Here is an 18,121-nt window from a genome sequence, read left to right on the forward strand (position 1 = left end):
CGTCACGTCACCAATCCGCACTCCCTTACTAAAGGTAGACCGCGCGTCATGTCGCTTCAGGAATTTTCATCAAGGTGTGACTGGGTGCAGCATCATTTCGCGGATTACCCCCGCCAGCTGGACGACCGCCTGCTCTTCCCGCTCGCCCCATCCCCATGAGGTATTGAAACGGAAAAACGGTGTCCAGATATTGGAGGTGGAAAACATCTTGCCGGGCGCGATGCTGATTTGATGGGTTAACGCCTTCTCACTCAACCGCCCCGCATCCAGCTGTTCAGGCAGTTCCAGCCATAAAAAGTAGCCGCTGTCGTTATGATGGATTTTGACGCCGGCAGGCATATGGCGCAAAAGCGATTGCCAGGCCTGCTGTTTGCGTTCAGCAAGCGTGCGTCGCAGGCGGCGAAGGTGGGCGTCGTAACGTTTGGTCGCCAGGTAATCCACCAGCGCCAGCTGCATGGGAGAACTGGTGGATAAAGTACTCATCAGCTGCAACTGCTGAATACGGCGCGCATGTTTTCCCGCCGCCACCCAGCCAATACGAAAACCAGCCACCAGACACTTGGAGAATGAGGAGCAGTGCAACGTCATATCCTGCTTATCCCAGGCCTTTGCCGGAAGCGGCTTTTCGCGGCCAAAGTAGAGTTCGCTGTAAACATCGTCTTCAATCAGCGTGACGTTATGCCGGGTTAATAACGCCACCAGCTGAGCTTTCTTCTCTGCACTCAGCGTGAAGCCGAGCGGGTTCTGACTGTTGGTCATCAGCCAGCAGGCTTTCACCGGATAATCATTTAATGCCTGCTCAAGGGCACTGAGATCGATGCCCTCACGCACGTCAGTGGCAACCGACAGCGCTTTCAGTTTCAGACGTTCAAGCGCCTGGAGTGCGCCATAAAAACAGGGATTTTCAACGATAACCCAGTCCCCTGGTTCAGTCACAGCCTGCAAACTGAGGTTGAGCGCCTCAAGCGCACCCGCGGTGATCACAATTTCATCCGGGGAGATATTCATTCCCTGCTGAGCGTAGCGACGGGCAATGGCATGACGTAAGTCGACGTTACCCGGCGGCAGGTTTTCAATCACGCTCATGGCGGTAGCCGTTTTGCTGACGTTAGCCAGCGATCGGTTGAGTTGCTGAAGCGGGAAAAGGCGCGGATCGGGAAACGCCGAGGCAAAAGGGACAACGGAGGGGTCGCGGCTGGCCTGTAGCACGTCGAAGATATAGGTGTTAATGTCGACCACTTCATCGCGCATCACCTGCGCGGGCGGTGCAGGCTGGTGTGTGGTCGGGCGGGCGGCAACGTAATAGCCTGACTGCGGTCTGGCAACAATGCGCCCCTGACTTTCCAGCATCTGATACGCGTGGCCCACGGTCATAAAACTCATGCCGCTGCTTGCCACCTGCTCTCGCAGAGAAGGCAGCTTATCGCCCGGCAACCATACGCCAAGCTCAATCTGCGAGATAATTTGTTGCGCCAGACGCTGGTATTTTTTCATCAGATTCTCCTTATTGCTGACAGTGTATATCAGCAGGAGAAAAAGAGAAGATTTTGCTAACTGTTATGGGAAACGCGGCAGATTACTTGCGGTACTCAGTAATGTGATTCTGAGCCGAACGCGCTGCGGCCAGGTGGTCGAGCGTGATCATTGGCGATTTGCAGAAAATGCATTTCGCGCCGAACGGATTTTTGTCAGACACATCAAAAGCTGAGGTGCGGTACTGCGAGCCATGACAGCATGGGCAGCGGAAATGGATATAAGAAGTCATAGGATTCTCCTGTAAACGTAAAAACGTAAATTACTCATGAGCCGATCAGGCAAAAAATGGTTCGATACAAAACTAATCGGAATGTAGATAAAGACCCAAGAGAGGCTGCGGAGAGGCACAACGTGATGAGAACTGCTTTATAAAACTACGTCAGATATTTATTTGGATTCAAAACCAGAAATCCATTAACGCATGTTGCTGGCGACAAAGCAAGCTGTTTAATGCGTAATAATCATAAAAAGAAATTTTTTATTCTTACTTGTTAGCTATATCAGCCAGATAAAGTTCACCTTTTCACACAACTGTTATAGGTAAATTATCAATTTCTGCTTCTGATATCTCATTCCCCCCCTCTTTATCATAACAGTACACCGTTTAACATTGAGGCAATGCATGTTTGGTCCAGATGCGTTTCATCTTGCGCGAATACAGTTCGCCTTTACCGTATCCTTTCATATTATTTTTCCGGCGATAACCATTGGCCTGGCGAGCTATCTCGCCGTGCTGGAAGGGCTGTGGCTGAGAACAAAAAATCCCGTCTGGCGATCGCTGTACCATTTCTGGTCAAAGATCTTCGCCGTCAACTTTGGGATGGGCGTGGTCTCCGGCCTGGTGATGGCTTATCAGTTTGGCACCAACTGGAGCGGGTTTTCGCAGTTCGCGGGCAGTATTACCGGCCCCCTGCTGACCTATGAAGTGCTTACCGCGTTCTTCCTTGAGGCGGGGTTCCTCGGGGTGATGTTGTTTGGCTGGAATAAGGTCGGGCCGGGGCTGCACTTCTTTTCGACATGCATGGTCGCACTGGGGACCCTCATGTCTACGTTCTGGATCCTCTCGTCAAACAGCTGGATGCAGACACCGCAAGGGTATGAAATCATCAACGGTCAGGTCGTTCCGGTGGACTGGTTTGCCGTGGTGTTTAACCCCTCCTTCCCTTACCGCCTGCTGCACATGTCGATAGCGGCATTTCTCAGCAGCGCACTGTTTGTTGGTGCCTCCGCGGCCTGGCATTTGCTGCGCGGAAACAATACCCCCGCTATTCGCACTATGTTCTCCATGGCGTTGTGGATGACGTTAATCGTGGCCCCAGTCCAGGCGCTGGTGGGGGATATGCACGGGCTTAATACCTTAAAACACCAGCCAGCGAAAATAGCCGCCATCGAAGGTCACTGGGAGAATCCGCCGGGTGAGCCTACTCCACTGCTGCTGTTTGGCTGGCCGGATATGGAGCAGGAACGGACCCGTTTTGGCCTGGAAATTCCCGCTCTCGGCAGCCTGATCCTGACCCACAGTCTCGATAAACAGGTTCCGGCATTGAAGGAGTTCCCAAAAGAAGATCGCCCGAACGCCACCATTGTCTTCTGGTCTTTCCGCATCATGGCCGGCCTGGGGATGTTGATGCTGCTCCTGGGCGTGACGGCAATCTGGCTGCGTTACAAACAGCGCCTTTATACATCACGTTCCTTCCTGTGGTTTGCCCTGCTGATGGGACCGTCCGGGCTGATCGCGATCCTCGCCGGATGGGTAACAACGGAGGTCGGCCGCCAGCCGTGGGTCGTCTATGGACTACAGCGTACGAAGGATGCGGTTTCCGCGCATGGCGATCTGCACATGAGCATCAGTTTGCTGGCCTTCTTCGTGGTTTATACCGCGGTATTCGGCGTGGGTTACAGCTATATGGTGCGTCTGATTAAAAAAGGGCCGCAGCCCCATGAATCCTTCGCGACTGAATCCGATGGCCGCCCTGCTCGTCCGCTTTCTGCCGTCACCACTGAATTTAAGGAGTAACCGTAATGGGTATCGATCTTTCCATTATCTGGTTCGTGATTATCGTTTTCGCCACGTTGATGTATATCGTGATGGACGGTTTTGATCTGGGGATAGGCATCCTGTTTCCGGCAACGCCGAATGCGGACGACCGCGACGTGATGGTCAACAGCGTGGCTCCCGTCTGGGATGGCAACGAAACCTGGCTGGTGCTTGGCGGTGCGGCCCTGTTTGGCGCCTTTCCTCTCGCCTATGCGGTTATCATCGACGCGCTAACCATTCCACTGACAATAATGCTGATCGGGCTTATATTTCGTGGGGTCGCCTTCGAATTTCGCTTCAAGGCCACTCCGGCGCACCGCCCGTTCTGGGATAAGGCCTTTATTGGCGGGTCAATTGTGGCGACCTTCAGCCAGGGCATCACCGTCGGTGCGGTCATCCAGGGGTTCAGCGTCACCGGTCGAGCTTACAGCGGTGGTCCGTTTGACTGGTTTACCGCGTTCAATTTTTTCTGCGGTGCGGGTCTTGTAGTGGCTTACGCGCTGCTAGGTTCAACGTGGCTGGTAATGAAAAGCGAAAATGCCCTGCAAAAGCGGATGCGTCAGGTATCGAAAGTGCTTCTGCTCCTGCTTCTGGTATTCATTGCAGTAATCAGTATCTGGACCCCTCTCGCCCAACCAGCTATTGCTGCGCGCTGGTTTACGCTGCCGAATCTGTTTTATCTGCTGCCCGTTCCTGCGCTGGTTGCGATCCTGAGTCTGTGCCAGTGGCGCTGCCTGCACGATCCTGCGAGCCATACCCTGCCGTTTATCATGACGTTAGGGCTGGTTTTTCTTGGCTTTAGCGGGCTTGGGATCAGCATCTGGCCGCATATCATCCCGCCGGACATTACCCTCTGGCAGGCCGCTGCGCCAGCCCAAAGCCAGGGCTTTATGTTAGTGGGTGCACTGTTGATCATTCCCGTGATTCTGGTCTACACCTTCTGGAGTTATTACGTTTTTCGCGGAAAAGTACAGCATGGGGAGGGTTATCACTGATGCAACAACCTGTATGGAAACGTTTGATGTGGCTTGCCATCATCTGGGGCGGCAGCGTCCTGGCGCTGGCCTGCGTAAGTATGCTCTTTAAAATGCTGATGGCCGCAGCTGGATTTAAATCGCACTAACTCGCTGACCGGGCGCGCCGCCGCCCGGTCCCTTCCCGCACTTTCAGATAAACCCCATTAACACCCAGGAGGGTATGGTTACACTGAAAAAATATTTACAGCATTGATAGTTTGAGAAGAAAAATGAAAAAGCTCGCGGCAGTAAGTTTAATCAGCCTTGTACTGGCTGGATGCGTTAATCCTGGTAAAGCCTCCGTTCAGACCGATCAGTTAGAGAATCACCGTTTCGTTCTTGAAAATGTGGATGGCAAAGCAGTCAAAGGCGGGAAAACGCAGCCTGAAATTCGCTTCAGTGCGCAACCCAATATCAGCCTGATTAACAACATTGTCGTCTCCGGCACAATGTGCAACGGCTTCAACGGCCAGGGTAAACTGTCCGAAGGAGAGTTGACGGTCAAAACGCTGGCAATGACGCGGAAACTCTGCACCGAGCCGCAGCTAAATGAACTGGATCAGACCATCGCCGATATGCTAAGCACAGGCGCACAGGTAGACCTGACCGAAGACCAGTTAACGCTGGCGACAGCCAATAAGACATTGATGTTTAAGCGAGTTGAATAACTCAGTAGCTTCCGCACGAACCAACGGCAAGCGACTGCTCACTACAGCGTTTGCCATTTGGCAACGCGCACATGCCGATGGCTGAGCCGTCGAGCTGACGGGCAACGGAGAGTGAACCGCCGATCATTGCGCAGTTGGCCTGACCTGAACTGGACATAGCCGCTCGCATACCCGGCGTAACGTGTGCCGCTGTCGCCTGCTGTACTGGTTCATTGCTGCATGCCGACAACAGTAACGCGGCACATCCGACCCAAAATGCTGAACGCATACCTTCCTCCCCATAATTAACGCGAAACCTATGCATAATAGGCATCACGCGCCGCATCGTCGAGAGCGGATGTGCGTATTTATGCGCCCTGGTAACAATTTCTCGCAATTTTTTAACGCGAATAGCCTTCGAGTCATTGATACAGCGCATACCAAGGACACAAAAGCGAAAATCGTAAAACCTGAGCTTTGCTAAAATACACAGATAATATTCAGGGTCTGTCGTCGTTTTACAGACCCCTCTTTTTGCGCAATGTAAGGGTGTTGTCCTATGCAAACTATTGACGGCAATGGTGCAGTCGCGTCTGTTGCGTTTCGTACCAGCGAAGTGATCGCCATCTACCCCATCACTCCCAGCTCCACGATGGCTGAACAGGCTGACGCCTGGGCTGGTAATGGGATAAAAAACGTCTGGGGCGATGTCCCGCGGGTTGTTGAGATGCAGTCCGAAGCCGGGGCCATTGCCACCGTGCATGGTGCGTTGCAGACCGGTGCCCTGTCGACCTCGTTTACGTCGTCTCAGGGGCTGCTGTTGATGATCCCCACGCTTTACAAGCTGGCAGGGCAATTAACGCCGTTTGTGTTGCACGTTGCCGCACGCACCGTAGCCACTCACGCTCTCTCTATTTTTGGCGACCACTCAGACGTGATGGCCGTGCGTCAGACCGGCTGCGCTATGCTCTGCGCCAGCAGCGTACAGGAAGCACAGGACTTCGCGCTGATATCGCATATCGCTACGCTGAAAAGCCGAGTGCCATTTATTCATTTCTTCGATGGTTTTCGCACGTCCCACGAGATCAACAAAATCGTTCCACTGCCGGACGACACCATTCTCAATCTGCTGCCGCAGGCTGACATCGATGCGCATCGCGCTCGCGCCCTCAATCCGGAACATCCGGTGATCCGGGGTACCTCTGCGAACCCGGATACCTATTTCCAGTCCCGCGAGGCGACAAACCCGTGGTACAACGCGGTGTATGAGCACGTTGAACAGGCGATGGACGATTTTGCCGCTGCGACGGGCCGCGAATATAAGCCGTTTGAATATTACGGTCATCCGCAGGCCGAGCGCGTGATCGTCCTGATGGGCTCTGCCATCGGCACCTGCGAAGAGGTGGTCGATGAGCTGCTGACGCGTGGTGAAAAAGTTGGCGTGCTCAAAGTTCGCCTCTACCGTCCCTTCTCAGCGAAACACCTGCTCGCAGCCCTACCGGACAGCGCGCGTGCCGTGGCAGTACTGGACCGCACCAAAGAACCTGGCGCACAGGCTGAGCCACTTTATCTGGATGTGATGACCGCACTGGCTGAGGCGTTTAACCGCGGTGAGCGCGAAACGCTGCCGCGCGTCATTGGCGGGCGTTATGGATTGTCTTCAAAAGAGTTCGGGCCGGAGTGCGTCCTTGCGGTATTTGCTGAACTGCGCGAGGCAAAACCGAAGCCGCGCTTTACGGTCGGCATTTATGATGACGTGACTAACCTTTCTCTCCCTTTGCCGGAAAACACCCTGCCCTCGAATGCGAAACTGGAAGCGCTGTTCTACGGTCTGGGCAGCGACGGCAGCGTCTCGGCGACCAAGAACAACATCAAAATTATCGGCAACTCAACGCCGTGGTATGCGCAAGGATATTTCGTCTACGACTCCAAAAAAGCGGGCGGACTGACCGTCTCCCACCTGCGCGTCAGCGAACACCCGATCCGCTCGGCATACCTGATTTCTCAGGCGGATTTTGTTGGCTGTCACCAGCTCCAGTTCATTGATAAATATCAGATGGCCGAGCGCCTGAAGCCCGGCGGTATTTTCCTGATCAACACCCCTTACAGCGCCGACGAGGTCTGGGCACGCCTGCCCCAGGAAGTGCAGGCAGTGCTTAACCAGAAACAGGCGCGCGTGTATGTCATTAACGCCGCGAAGATCGCCCGCGAATGCGGCCTGGCGGCGCGCATCAATACGGTTATGCAGATGGCGTTCTTCCACCTGACCAATATTCTGCCGGGCGACAGCGCGCTGATGGAACTCCAGGGGGCGATCGCCAAAAGCTACAGCAGCAAAGGTCAGGAACTGGTTGAGCGCAACTGGCAGGCGCTGGCGCTGACCCGCGAATCGCTGTTCGAGGTGCCGTTGCAGCCGGTCAATGCCAGCAGTCCGAACCGGCCGCCAGTGGTGTCTGACGCCGCCCCGGATTTCGTCAAAACCGTCACGGCGGCGATGCTTGCCGGACTGGGAGACACCCTTCCCGTCTCTGCGCTTCCGCCTGACGGCACCTGGCCGATGGGCACGACCCGCTGGGAAAAACGCAACATTGCCGAAGCGATCCCTATCTGGAAAGAAGAGCTGTGCACTCAGTGCAACCACTGCGTGGCGGCCTGCCCGCACTCGGCTATTCGCGCCAAAGTGGTGTCACCAGAAGCGTTAGATGGCGCACCGGAAAGTTTGCACTCGCTGGATGTAAAATCCCGCGATATGCGTGGTCAGAAATATGTTCTTCAGGTGGCGCCGGAAGACTGTACCGGCTGTAACCTGTGCGTCGAGGTGTGCCCGGCGAAAGATCGTCAGGACCCGTCAATCAAAGCCATCAATATGATGTCGCGTCTTGAACATGTTGAAGAAGAGAAAGTGAATTATGATTTCTTCCTCGACCTGCCCGAAATCGATCGCAACAAGCTGGAACGCATTGACATTCGTACCTCGCAGCTCATCACCCCGCTCTTCGAGTACTCCGGGGCGTGCTCCGGCTGCGGCGAAACACCGTATATCAAACTGCTTACCCAGCTTTACGGCGACCGGATGCTCATTGCCAACGCGACGGGCTGCTCGTCGATCTACGGAGGTAACCTGCCGTCCACGCCGTACACTACCGACGCAAACGGTCGCGGCCCGGCGTGGGCAAACTCGCTTTTCGAGGACAACGCAGAATTTGGTCTGGGATTCCGTCTGACGGTCGATCAGCACCGCGCCCGCGTAATGCGTCTGCTGGCACAGTTTGCCGATAAGATCCCGGCAGAACTGAATGATGCCCTGCATGCGGAGGCCACACCTGACGTTCGTCGTGCGCAGGTTGCTGAACTGCGCCACGCGCTTCAGGGTGTTGAAGGGGCTGAACAACTCCTGACTGATGCTGACGCGTTGGTTGAAAAATCTATCTGGCTGATCGGCGGCGACGGGTGGGCCTACGATATTGGTTTCGGTGGTCTTGATCATGTCCTGAGCCTGACCGAAAACGTCAATATTCTGGTGCTCGATACTCAGTGTTATTCCAACACCGGCGGACAGGCCTCGAAAGCAACGCCATTGGGAGCGGTCACGAAATTTGGTGAGCACGGCAAGCGCAAGGCGCGTAAAGATTTGGGCGTCAGCATGATGATGTATGGGCACGTCTACGTCGCGCAAATTTCGCTTGGGGCGCAGCTCAACCAGACGGTGAAAGCCATTCAGGAAGCGGAAGCGTATCCAGGCCCGTCGCTGATCATCGCCTACAGTCCGTGTGAGGAGCATGGCTACGATCTGGCACTCAGCCACGACCAGATGCGTCAGCTCACCGCAACCGGCTTCTGGCCACTGTACCGCTTTGACCCGCGCCGTGCCGATGAAGGGAAATTGCCGCTGGCGCTGGATTCGCGTCCGCCGTCAGACGCCCTTGCCGAAACCTTACTTCAGGAGCAGCGTTTCCGCAGGCTGAACGCCCAGCAGCCTGAAGTAGCAGAGCAGCTATGGAAGGATGCGGCAGCGGATCTTCAGAAGCGTTATGACTTTCTGGCGCAACTGGCAGGAAAAGCCGAAAAATCGACCAGTGAATAACCTGTATGCCCGGCTTGTCCGGGCATTTTTTTGCTATAAAAAAGCCCGATGCACGTGCACCGGGCGAATCCAGAACATCGGTGAAAATTGCCTCAATGTTCTGAACAATATTCACGTGAATTATGGATGAAATAATCTTAAAGGCATATAACGGCGTGGAGATTACCTTGTTTTCCTCGTAATTAATAATTTTTATTTTGTATTGATTATAATAATCCATTCATGACGTTTATCATTATTTCAACCGCATCATTTAGTTTAGATTTTACTTAACCCGTAACAATTATATTTTATTCATCCGCCGCCAGAGTGATTTAGCATGGGACACCTTTCCAGCCCGGAAAGTTCACTAAGCAATAAAAAAATAACTGCAAAGGAATAATCAAAATGCAAAGAAAAGTACTGGCACTGATGATCCCCGCTTTGTTAATGGCTGGAGCCGCTCACGCAGCTGAAATTTATAATAAAGACGGCAATAAACTGGATCTGTATGGCAAAGTAGATGGTCTGCATTATTTCTCTGACGACGCGTCTAAAGATGGCGATCAAACCTATATGCGTCTGGGTTTTAAAGGTGAAACCCAAATCAACGACATGATGACCGGCTTCGCCCAATGGGAATACAACATTCAGGCAAACAACACCGAAGGTTCTGACAATCAGTCCTGGACGCGTCTGGCCTTCGCGGGCGTGAAGGTGGGCGATTACGGCTCCTTCGATTACGGCCGCAACTATGGCGTCCTGTACGACGTTGAAGGCTGGACCGATATGCTGCCAGAATTTGGTGGCGACTCTTATACTTATGCCGATAACTTTATGACCGGTCGTGCAAACGGCGTGGCGACCTACCGTAACACCGACTTCTTTGGTCTGGTGCAGGGTCTGAACTTCGCGGTGCAGTATCAGGGTAATAATGAAGGCAGCAACTGTGACGAGTATGGCTGCTCTCAGGAAGGCACTAATAACCGTTCAGATAACAACATTCGTAATCAAAACGGTGATGGCTTCGGTATCTCCACCACCTATGACTTTGGCATGGGCTTCAGCGCGGGCGCGGCATATGCGTCATCTGACCGTACCAACGATCAGGTTAGTGCTGGCACTGGCGCAGCATCTCAGTATGCAGGTGGCGATAAGGCGGATGCATGGACTGCCGGCCTGAAATATGACGCTAACAATATTTACCTGGCGGCAATGTATTCCGAAACCCGCAATATGACCCCTTATGGTTCAACCGATAGCCAAGATGGCGGCGGTATTGCAAACAAAACCCAGAACTTCGAAGTCACCGCACAATATCAGTTCGATTTCGGTCTGCGTCCGGCCATTTCCTATTTACAGTCTAAAGGTAAAGACCTGGGCAATGGCCAGGACGATAAAGACCTGGTGAAATATGCTGACGTCGGTGCTACCTATTATTTCAACAAAAATATGTCCACCTATGTTGATTATAAAATCAACCTGCTGGATGAAGATGATTCATTCTACAAAAACAATGGCATCGGTACGGATGACATTGTAGCGTTAGGTCTGGTTTACCAGTTCTAATCCCGTTAGCCCGCAGCGATCTGCGGGCTAGTTTTCATCGCTGTTTCGTCTGTTCTTTACGGAAAGAGAGATAGCCAAATACCCCGCTGTCGCCATCCATAGGGTGATTTACTCCATCCATTACCGCCACTTCCGGGAAGTCGAATGGCGTGACATTTTCCAGACAGGCGACATTCACACCATATTCATTGGGATTGGAACGTCGTTGGTGGAACGTGTAAATACCGCAAATCGAACAGAAGAAATGGCGCGCCGTGCCGGTGTTGAAACGGTACTCTGTGAGCGTGTCCGCGCGCTGCGTCACCTTAATGCCCGTCAAAGGCGCTGAAACCACGACCGCCCCACGCATCCTGCAAAACGAGCAGCTACATCGACGTGCGGTATTCAGGCCGTCCGTCAGCTCAACCGTAAATTTCACCGCCCCACAATGACACTGTGCATGACGAATGTCAGCCATCGCTTATACCCCTTTTCTCACTAACTCAGCCGCTTTTAAAAAGACCTCATCTTCGACACCATCCCCCTTCTGCCTGCCGAGCCTTACCAGTTCATCGACAATACTTTCACGGTTGATGATCTTCTGGGATGAAACCAGCCCGATAACGGCGGCACCAATCGCCAGCCCAACTAATCCTGTCTGCTCGTCTTTATTTTTCATAGAAGCGCTCCCTTGTCCCCCTCAAAAGCGTAGCAGGAGAACTGTAAAACGCGCTGGTACGCGGGAATGAGATCCGTGCTTTATCTCACCCGTTCATCCGGCAAAAAAGGGATGGATTCTGAGCGGTTATCAGACGACGTTGATGAGGATAACGTGAATAGCGGTGCGCGTAGAGAGGCCGTAATGGGTGTTAAAACCGCCTTCGTAAAGGCGGTTGGTCATTACTCTGGATCTTTATCGCCTGATTCAGGCGCTGAGCCAGGATCATCTTTCGGTTTTCTTCCATCCTTTTCCGGGTTATCCGGGCTGGGATTATAATCAGGATGGTCACCATGAACGGGACGGTCAGTCATTTTCACCTCCGTTTTTTACTGCGTAAGCTGTAAGTGTAGACAACCCTTCAGTCTTAACCAAACTTCTCCTGTGGGGCTCATTTGTAAATCGTGCTGGCATTCGGCGCTGCAATCCGTACCATACACGACACACTTTCGCATGCTGGTTTTTACCGGTAGCCGCAAACCCGTCTTTTATCGCTAACCAGATGGGGCACGTAAATGCGCAGATGGTGTATGAAATCTATGCTACATGGATAGAAGAGATGAACACGAAGCTGACGCTTTGAAATCGTTTTCCTCACCCTGTGCCCCATTTGAGATCTGAGTAACGAATAGATGCAACAAAATCAAGAGATTAACAAGAAAGAACAGTACAACCTGAATAAGCTACGCTGATTTTGTTAACTCATTGCTTGCTTTCGTTTTGTCAATTTATTCAATTAGTTAAAGCATAGCAGTTTCTCCCTAAAGCTACCCAGTAATACATTTTTAATGCCCTTTTTTGCCCCTATTCCTCAGTTTTGCCCCTAAATTTGCCCCTAACTTTAGCCAGTGTCCCCTACTTTTTCTCCCTGCCATATACTTTCAGTCTGACTGACTGGAGGTTTCTATGTGTGGACGTTTTGCACAAGCACAAACCCGTGAAGAATATCTGGCTTACCTGGTTGATGAAGCCGATCGCAACATCGCATACGACCCGGAACCTATTGGCCGGTACAACGTCGCGCCTGGAACCAAGGTTCTGCTGTTGAGCGAACGCGACGAACAACTGCACCTCGATCCGGTGCTCTGGGTTTACGCGCCCGGGTGGTGGGATAAGCCGCCACCGATTAACGCGCGCGTCGAAACCGCGGCCACCAGCCGAATGTTCAAACCTCTGGCAGCATGGCCGGGCGATCTGTTGTGCTGATGGCTGGTTCGAATGGAAAAAGGAAGGAGACAAGAAACAGCCCTACTTCATTCACCGCGCCGACGGCCAACCCATTTTCATGGCAGCGATCGGCAGCACGCCTTTCAAACGTGGAGATGAAGCAGAGGGATTTCTGATTGTGACGTCTGCAGCTGATAAAGGACTGGTCGACATTCACGACCGCCGCCCCTTGGTTCTGTCTGCAGAAGCGGCACGTGAGTGGATGCGTCAGGACCTAGGCGGTAAAGAAGCTGAGGAGATAGCAGCCGACGGCGCTGTGCCAGCCGACAAGTTTATCTGGCACGCCGTGACGCGTGCCATGGGGAATGTGAAAAACCAGGGTCCGGAGCTAGTCAAGGCATCAAAATAGTAAGGTCAAAAGAAATCTGTCATGTTCGAAATGAGCGAAATGCGGACATTATGACTTTATCACTCTCCAAAAGTTGAACTTAATATTCATGACATAAGTCTCTTCAGCGAAGACTTTAAAGCATCTAGAAAGACAGTAACGCGGCATGGCAGGTAGCGCTTTGTCGGAAACAGCGCCCATATTGCCAGCATGTGGCAATCAGCATCATTAAGTGATATTTCGACGAGTTCTCCGCTTGCCAGTTCAGAGTGAATATCTGCTTTTGTTAGTTGTGCCAGGCCCGCTCCGGCCTTACACATACTTCGGACACCTTCTACATTGTTACAAATGAACCGTGGCTCAAATAAATGACTGAGTAGGTTCCCATCTTTCACAAATGTCCACTGAGACACCATTGCCGTTCTCAAACACTGATGATTGGTCAGTTCTGCCAGAGTGGTGGGAATCCCGTGCTGGGACAGATAAGCAGGTGAGGCACAGAGGACCCGGGGGTTGCTGCTGAGTCTGTGGGCAATCAGGTTCGAATCCCTGAGCGGGGCAACCCTGATGGCCACATCGTACCCCTGACCCACGATATCCACCACGTCATCACTGAGGTTGAGATCGATTTTCATCTTTGGATTCCGTTCCATGAGGTCAGGCAGCAGGGGAAGTATGTAACGCCGGCCGATGCCGGAGGGTGCCGTGATCTTCAGCAGGCCTGACGCCCCGCCAGCGTCCTCGCTGAACATAATCCGTGCGCCCTGCTCTGCTTCCATCATGGTTCTGGCATAGGGAAGAAATTCTTCACCCTCGCTGGTCAGCGACACCGCGCGGGTCGTGCGCTGAAACAGACGCGCGCCTAAATCCTTTTCCAGCTGGGCGAGATGTCGCGACACGCTCATCGCGCTCATGCCAAGTCTGCGCCCGACCTGAGAAAGATTGCAGGTTTCCGCAAGAACGATGAACAGTTCGACGTCACGAAGATTCATTTTATCTATTTCCGTTATACAGTGATGCATTTCTTACCAGTATAACGTTACGGATAACGGCATTATAATTATTTTTATTATAATTGTTACCAAGGAGTCACCATGCGCCACGCATCATTATTCGAAGCCACATTTATTAACCGCACTCTGTTCCGCAATCGCATCATGGTTGCCCCTATGACGCGTATCTCCGCGTCTGAAACCGGCGTACCGGGCGAAAAGATGCAGGATTACTACTCCCGCTTTGCCCGGGGAGGTTTCGGCGCCATCATCACCGAGGGGATCTACATTGACCAGGCGTGGTCACAGACCTATGCGTTTCAGCCAGGCATCGTGAATGAAGAACAGATCTGCGGCTGGAAAAATATTGTCGAAAAAGCACATCAGCGCGGTGCACGGGTCATAGCCCAGCTCATTCATGCCGGCGCATTGTCTCAGAAAAATATCTACCGTCCGGACTCTGCCGGTCCTTCCGCCGTGAAACCTAAAGGGCAGCAGCTTGAGTTCTACTATGGTTCCGGGGAATACCGCACTCCCCGGACACTCAGTGAAGAGCAGATCCGCGACATCATCTCCAGCTTTGCCGACAGCGCGGAGCTCGCCGTCAGTGATGCAACATTTGACGGCGTTGAGATCCATGCGGCGAACGGGTACCTGCTTGACCAGTTCCTGACAGACTATACCAACCAGCGTATTGATGGATGGGGCGGTTCCCTGGAAAACCGGCTGGCCATTACGCTGGAAGTTATCCGTGCCGTGCGCGGTAAAATTGGCGCAGAAAAGACGCTGGGCGTCAGGATTTCGCAGGGAAAAGTAAACGATTTTCATCATAAATGGAAAGAAGGTGAGGACGGTGCCAGGAAAATCTTCGGTCTGCTCGCCGATGCCGGCGTGGACTATATCCATGTGACCGAATACAAATCCTGGCTGCCTGCATTCGAGAACAGCGACAAGAGCCTTGTTGAGCTTGCCCGTGAAGCCGCTCCGGAGACCATCATCATTGCTAACGGTGGGCTGGATGACGGTGAAACGGCAGAAAAATTACTGGATATGGGCGCTGATTTTGTTTCTATCGGCAAGGCAGCATTAGCAAATCCTGACTGGCCACGAAAGGTCCGTTGCGGTCTCCCGCTTCACGATCTGCCTGACGATATTCTTTCACCGGTTGCAGACATCAAGGAAAAAGAACGATTTTAATTGTTATTTACCATCGGCACTAATAAAGGACGTCAAAATGACTGACAAGACGAAAAAGACGATCAGGATTTTATTTCCACAGTGGCAGGGAGGCAATCAGGAGCTCTACGGATTTGGTGCCCGGCTGCTGCACTGGCTCTCTCCAGAGACGCGCGCTCCTCTGCACACCATAAGCATACCGGAATTCAATCCGGACACGCCAGAACCTGAAGAAGGTTTGCTTTATCGCCAGCAGTTACTCAGCCAGCATGATGAGGCCTTGGCTATCCTGGAAAAGGAAGAGCCAGATCATATTGTGGTGTTTGGCGGTGACTGTCTTGTTGACCAGGCTCCCTTTGCCTGGATGAACGACAGGCACAATGGTGACATGGGTGTACTGTGGATCGATTCACACCCTGATGTGAAAACACCAGTCGACTTTACCAACGGCCATACAATGGTGCTGGGAAATCTTTTGGGCGGTGGCGATCCGGAGTTCGCTTCTAAAGTGAAGACCCCGGTGAAGCCCTCTCGCGTTATGTATGCCGGTCTGATTGAAGAGGGGCTGACTGAGCAGGAGACAGCCTTTATCAACGCACTTGGTCTGCGGATAGCCCGACCGGGCGAGCTTTACGAGAACAGCGACAAGATTACTAGCTGGATAAAAGAACAGAATATCCGCAAACTTGCTGTGCATCTGGATCTGGATGTATTGAATCCGGACGTCTTCCGTTCACTGCTGTTCGCCGAACCCGAGCCTGAGTTTGACTGGCAGGCGGTGTATCCAGTAGGAAAATTAAATCTCGCCCAGACGCTTAGAATAATCCGTGATGTATCTGCTGAAACCGAAATCGTGATCATTGGTATTACTGAGCATTTGCCTTGGGATGCCTGGAATCTTAAAGAGTTTCTTAAGAAGATTCCCATCATGAACGAGTGAAGGCCAGATCTAATGTGGTCTGCACATTCGATTACATGATGTGCGGACTACTTACATAACGTATTGGAAGTACTGCAACTTTCACATTCCATTGTCCGCTTCTGGCACAGAGCGGACTAAGACATCAGTATTATTTATCGGACTCTAAGCAAATCTGAATATCTCGTGGTATATCGAGGCGACAGCATTTCTCGCTTCATTTGCCACTGCTGCTGTATTCCCTGCCCGGCAAAGTAGAGCGTGCCTTTTCCATCTTTAGCGTTCAGGTGATCGAGCACTTCCATCAACCTTTCGCTTCCGGCTGAAGTGGTTTACTGAATTTGGCCACCTGAACAGAGGAGATATGCTCATCTCAGAACAATACAGGTGTCCCAATGAAAAAAAGAAATTTCAGCGCAGAGTTTAAACGCGAATCCGCTCAACTGGTCCTTGATCAGAACTACACCGTTGCAGCTGCGGCCAGTGCTATGGACGTGGGGCTTTCTACCATGACGCGATGGGTAAAGCAGTTACGGGATGAACGACAGGGTAAAATACCTTAAGCCTCCCCTATAACCCCGGAACAGATTGAAATACGTGAGCTAAAGAAAAAGCTACAACGCATTGAAATGGAAAACGACATATTAAAAAAGGCTACCGCGCTCTTGATGTCAGACTCCCTGAACAGTTCTCGTTAATCGAGAAACTCAGAGCGCAGTATCCTGTGGTCACACTCTGCCAGGTGTTCGGGGTTCATCGCAGCAGCTACAAATACTGGGTGAAAAGCCCCGAAAAGCCAGACGGCAAGCGGGCTGTATTACGTAGCCAGGTTCTGGAGCTGCATAACATTAGCCATGGCTCTGCTGGCGCGAGGAGTATCGCCATTATGGCAACCCTGAGAGGTTTCAGAATGGGACGCTGGCTTGCCGGCAGACTCATGAAAGAACCGGGACTGGTTAGTTGTCAGCAACCCACCCACTTTCTCGATTTGTTCGCCAGGAAACCGGTAGGCTGGGCAATGTCATTCTCACCGGACAGCAAGCTAACCATCAAAGCGCTGGAAATGGCGTGGGAAACCCGAGGTAAACCAGCGGGAGTAATGTTCCCCAGTGACCAGGGTAGCCACTACACAAGCAGGCAGTTCCGGCAGTTATTGTGGCGTTACCGGATCAGGCAAAGTATGAGCCGACGCGGAAACTGCTGGGATAACAGCCCGATGGAACGCTTCTTCAGAAGTCTGAAAAACGAGTGGGTGCCAGTGACAGGCTATATAAACTTTAGCGAAGCAGCTCATGCGATCACAGACTATATCGTCGGGTTTTACAGTTCGGTAAGGCCGCATGACTATAACGGTGGGTTACCCCCAAACGAATCGGAAAACCGATACTGGAAAAACTCTAAAGCCGTGGCCAGTTTTAGTTGACCACTTCAATGTTCGTCCCACCAAAAACCGATGCAGGTGATCGAGTTATCACGCTACTAGAGCCAGCACTAGAGGCCTTGAAGGCACAGCGTACACTGACTTCGTTACAGCCCAAAACCGAGATTGTTTTTCATCACCGCGAGTATGGTGCGATGGAATATCAAAACCTGCGATTTGTTTTCATGCCCAGGATGCGCAAGGGCAAGCAGAAAGCCTACTACTCTTTATCAAGCATCGGTGCGAGATTCAACGCAGCTGTAAAACGTGCTGGTATTCGCCGCCGGAATCCGTACCATACGCGGCATACTTTTGCCTGCTGGCTTTTATCTGCCGGCGCTAACCCGTCTTTCATAGCCAGCCAAATGGGGCATGAAAACGCGCAAATGGTTTATGAAGTCTACGGTGCGTGGATTGAAGAAATGAATGGCGAACAGGTGCTGATGCTTAACGATAAGCTCGCACGCTAAAAAATTTTTGCCCCTATTATGCC

At 52.3% G+C, this 18,121-nt stretch carries 15 protein-coding genes and 5 pseudogenes; 12 read left to right on the plus strand and 8 right to left on the minus strand.

Annotated features, from left to right (window positions below; genetic code table 11):
* Positions 1-69: 69 nt before the first annotated feature.
* Positions 70-1,494: a PLP-dependent aminotransferase family protein gene (locus ACOTXD_RS16475; protein WP_003856948.1), complete on the minus strand. Its 1,425-nt coding sequence runs from the start codon at positions 1,492-1,494 to the stop codon at positions 70-72.
* Between the two features lie 82 nt (positions 1,495-1,576).
* Positions 1,577-1,765, minus strand: a complete 189-nt coding sequence (locus ACOTXD_RS16480; RefSeq protein WP_003856945.1) for a hypothetical protein — start codon at positions 1,763-1,765, stop codon at positions 1,577-1,579.
* Between the two features lie 393 nt (positions 1,766-2,158).
* On the opposite strand from ACOTXD_RS16480, the gene ACOTXD_RS16485 reads away from it, so the two are divergent.
* The 4 genes from ACOTXD_RS16485 (at position 2,159) to hslJ (ending at position 5,258) form a co-directional block, all read left to right on the plus strand.
* A complete protein-coding gene (locus tag ACOTXD_RS16485; protein ID WP_003856944.1) occupies positions 2,159-3,553 on the plus strand; it encodes a cytochrome ubiquinol oxidase subunit I in 1,395 nt (464 codons plus the stop codon).
* Between the two features lie 5 nt (positions 3,554-3,558).
* Entirely contained in the window at positions 3,559-4,569 is a 1,011-nt protein-coding gene (gene cydB / locus ACOTXD_RS16490; protein ID WP_022651249.1) for a cytochrome d ubiquinol oxidase subunit II, read from the plus strand.
* Positions 4,569-4,697: a DUF2474 domain-containing protein gene (locus ACOTXD_RS16495; RefSeq protein WP_017693358.1), complete on the plus strand. Its 129-nt coding sequence runs from the start codon at positions 4,569-4,571 to the stop codon at positions 4,695-4,697. Before cydB ends, ACOTXD_RS16495 begins: the two co-directional genes overlap by 1 nt.
* 123 nt (positions 4,698-4,820) lie before the next feature.
* Positions 4,821-5,258: a heat shock protein HslJ gene (hslJ, locus tag ACOTXD_RS16500; protein ID WP_061856078.1), complete on the plus strand. Its 438-nt coding sequence runs from the start codon at positions 4,821-4,823 to the stop codon at positions 5,256-5,258.
* A 1-nt stretch (position 5,259) separates the two neighbouring features.
* Here the strand turns inward: hslJ and ACOTXD_RS16505 are convergent, their stop codons facing one another.
* On the minus strand, positions 5,260-5,526 hold the full coding sequence (locus ACOTXD_RS16505) for a DUF333 domain-containing protein (RefSeq protein WP_003856935.1): 267 nt from the start codon (positions 5,524-5,526) through the stop codon (positions 5,260-5,262).
* A gap of 270 nt (positions 5,527-5,796) precedes the next feature.
* On the opposite strand from ACOTXD_RS16505, the gene nifJ reads away from it, so the two are divergent.
* The gene (gene nifJ / locus ACOTXD_RS16510; RefSeq protein WP_126501236.1) at positions 5,797-9,321 is read left to right on the plus strand and encodes a pyruvate:ferredoxin (flavodoxin) oxidoreductase; all 3,525 of its coding nucleotides are present in this window, start codon (positions 5,797-5,799) and stop codon (positions 9,319-9,321) included.
* A 387-nt stretch (positions 9,322-9,708) separates the two neighbouring features.
* Positions 9,709-10,869, plus strand: a complete 1,161-nt coding sequence (gene ompC, locus ACOTXD_RS16515) for a porin OmpC (protein ID WP_003856933.1) — start codon at positions 9,709-9,711, stop codon at positions 10,867-10,869.
* A 34-nt stretch (positions 10,870-10,903) separates the two neighbouring features.
* Here the strand turns inward: ompC and ACOTXD_RS16520 are convergent, their stop codons facing one another.
* The 3 genes from ACOTXD_RS16520 to ACOTXD_RS16530 form a co-directional block, all read right to left on the minus strand.
* The gene (locus ACOTXD_RS16520; RefSeq protein WP_061856075.1) at positions 10,904-11,326 is read right to left on the minus strand and encodes a GFA family protein; all 423 of its coding nucleotides are present in this window, start codon (positions 11,324-11,326) and stop codon (positions 10,904-10,906) included.
* 3 nt (positions 11,327-11,329) lie between these two features.
* A complete protein-coding gene (locus ACOTXD_RS16525) occupies positions 11,330-11,527 on the minus strand; it encodes a hypothetical protein (RefSeq protein ID WP_003856931.1) in 198 nt (65 codons plus the stop codon).
* Positions 11,528-11,748: 221 nt separating this feature from the next.
* A complete protein-coding gene (locus ACOTXD_RS16530; RefSeq protein ID WP_255301129.1) occupies positions 11,749-11,880 on the minus strand; it encodes a hypothetical protein in 132 nt (43 codons plus the stop codon).
* A gap of 71 nt (positions 11,881-11,951) precedes the next feature.
* Here ACOTXD_RS16530 and ACOTXD_RS16535 point away from each other — a divergent pair.
* Positions 11,952-12,149: pseudogene (locus ACOTXD_RS16535) on the plus strand (tyrosine-type recombinase/integrase); the annotation flags it as partial.
* Between the two features lie 323 nt (positions 12,150-12,472).
* Positions 12,473-13,142, plus strand: a pseudogene (locus ACOTXD_RS16540) (SOS response-associated peptidase).
* An 86-nt stretch (positions 13,143-13,228) separates the two neighbouring features.
* On the opposite strand, the gene ACOTXD_RS16545 reads toward ACOTXD_RS16540, so the two are convergent.
* On the minus strand, positions 13,229-14,113 hold the full coding sequence (locus tag ACOTXD_RS16545) for a LysR family transcriptional regulator (RefSeq protein WP_047055462.1): 885 nt from the start codon (positions 14,111-14,113) through the stop codon (positions 13,229-13,231).
* 102 nt (positions 14,114-14,215) lie between these two features.
* On the opposite strand from ACOTXD_RS16545, the gene ACOTXD_RS16550 reads away from it, so the two are divergent.
* Both ACOTXD_RS16550 and ACOTXD_RS16555 read left to right on the plus strand, forming a co-directional pair.
* Positions 14,216-15,310 carry an NADH:flavin oxidoreductase gene (locus ACOTXD_RS16550; RefSeq protein ID WP_023314223.1) on the plus strand — a complete coding sequence of 365 codons (1,095 nt, stop codon included), beginning with the start codon at positions 14,216-14,218 and terminating at the stop codon, positions 15,308-15,310.
* A 37-nt stretch (positions 15,311-15,347) separates the two neighbouring features.
* Positions 15,348-16,229, plus strand: a complete 882-nt coding sequence (locus tag ACOTXD_RS16555; RefSeq protein ID WP_023314224.1) for an arginase family protein — start codon at positions 15,348-15,350, stop codon at positions 16,227-16,229.
* 134 nt (positions 16,230-16,363) lie between these two features.
* Here the strand turns inward: ACOTXD_RS16555 and ACOTXD_RS16560 are convergent.
* Positions 16,364-16,531: pseudogene (locus ACOTXD_RS16560) on the minus strand (DUF4113 domain-containing protein); the annotation flags it as partial.
* A gap of 72 nt (positions 16,532-16,603) precedes the next feature.
* Here ACOTXD_RS16560 and ACOTXD_RS16565 point away from each other — a divergent pair.
* Positions 16,604-17,631 (plus strand): annotated as a pseudogene (locus ACOTXD_RS16565) (IS3 family transposase).
* An 8-nt stretch (positions 17,632-17,639) separates the two neighbouring features.
* Positions 17,640-18,098: pseudogene (locus ACOTXD_RS16570) on the plus strand (tyrosine-type recombinase/integrase); the annotation flags it as partial.
* Positions 18,099-18,121: the final 23 nt, after the last annotated feature.

Origin of the sequence: Enterobacter cloacae complex sp. CDL013, from assembly GCF_049238805.1 — a bacterium.
Lineage (GTDB): Bacteria > Pseudomonadota > Gammaproteobacteria > Enterobacterales > Enterobacteriaceae > Enterobacter > Enterobacter hormaechei_C.

Bases quoted from the DNA above. Each gene is read 5' to 3' on its own strand.
- ACOTXD_RS16475 (WP_003856948.1), bottom strand. From the start codon at position 1,494: ATGAAAAAATACCAGCGTCTGGCGCAACAAATTATCTCGCAGATTGAG.
- ACOTXD_RS16480 (WP_003856945.1), bottom strand. From the start codon at position 1,765: ATGACTTCTTATATCCATTTCCGCTGCCCATGCTGTCATGGCTCGCAG.
- ACOTXD_RS16485 (WP_003856944.1), top strand. From the start codon at position 2,159: ATGTTTGGTCCAGATGCGTTTCATCTTGCGCGAATACAGTTCGCCTTT.
- cydB (WP_022651249.1), top strand. From the start codon at position 3,559: ATGGGTATCGATCTTTCCATTATCTGGTTCGTGATTATCGTTTTCGCC.
- ACOTXD_RS16495 (WP_017693358.1), top strand. From the start codon at position 4,569: ATGCAACAACCTGTATGGAAACGTTTGATGTGGCTTGCCATCATCTGG.
- hslJ (WP_061856078.1), top strand. From the start codon at position 4,821: ATGAAAAAGCTCGCGGCAGTAAGTTTAATCAGCCTTGTACTGGCTGGA.
- ACOTXD_RS16505 (WP_003856935.1), bottom strand. From the start codon at position 5,526: ATGCGTTCAGCATTTTGGGTCGGATGTGCCGCGTTACTGTTGTCGGCA.
- nifJ (WP_126501236.1), top strand. From the start codon at position 5,797: ATGCAAACTATTGACGGCAATGGTGCAGTCGCGTCTGTTGCGTTTCGT.
- ompC (WP_003856933.1), top strand. From the start codon at position 9,709: ATGCAAAGAAAAGTACTGGCACTGATGATCCCCGCTTTGTTAATGGCT.
- ACOTXD_RS16520 (WP_061856075.1), bottom strand. From the start codon at position 11,326: ATGGCTGACATTCGTCATGCACAGTGTCATTGTGGGGCGGTGAAATTT.
- ACOTXD_RS16525 (WP_003856931.1), bottom strand. From the start codon at position 11,527: ATGAAAAATAAAGACGAGCAGACAGGATTAGTTGGGCTGGCGATTGGT.
- ACOTXD_RS16530 (WP_255301129.1), bottom strand. From the start codon at position 11,880: ATGACTGACCGTCCCGTTCATGGTGACCATCCTGATTATAATCCCAGC.
- ACOTXD_RS16545 (WP_047055462.1), bottom strand. From the start codon at position 14,113: ATGAATCTTCGTGACGTCGAACTGTTCATCGTTCTTGCGGAAACCTGC.
- ACOTXD_RS16550 (WP_023314223.1), top strand. From the start codon at position 14,216: ATGCGCCACGCATCATTATTCGAAGCCACATTTATTAACCGCACTCTG.
- ACOTXD_RS16555 (WP_023314224.1), top strand. From the start codon at position 15,348: ATGACTGACAAGACGAAAAAGACGATCAGGATTTTATTTCCACAGTGG.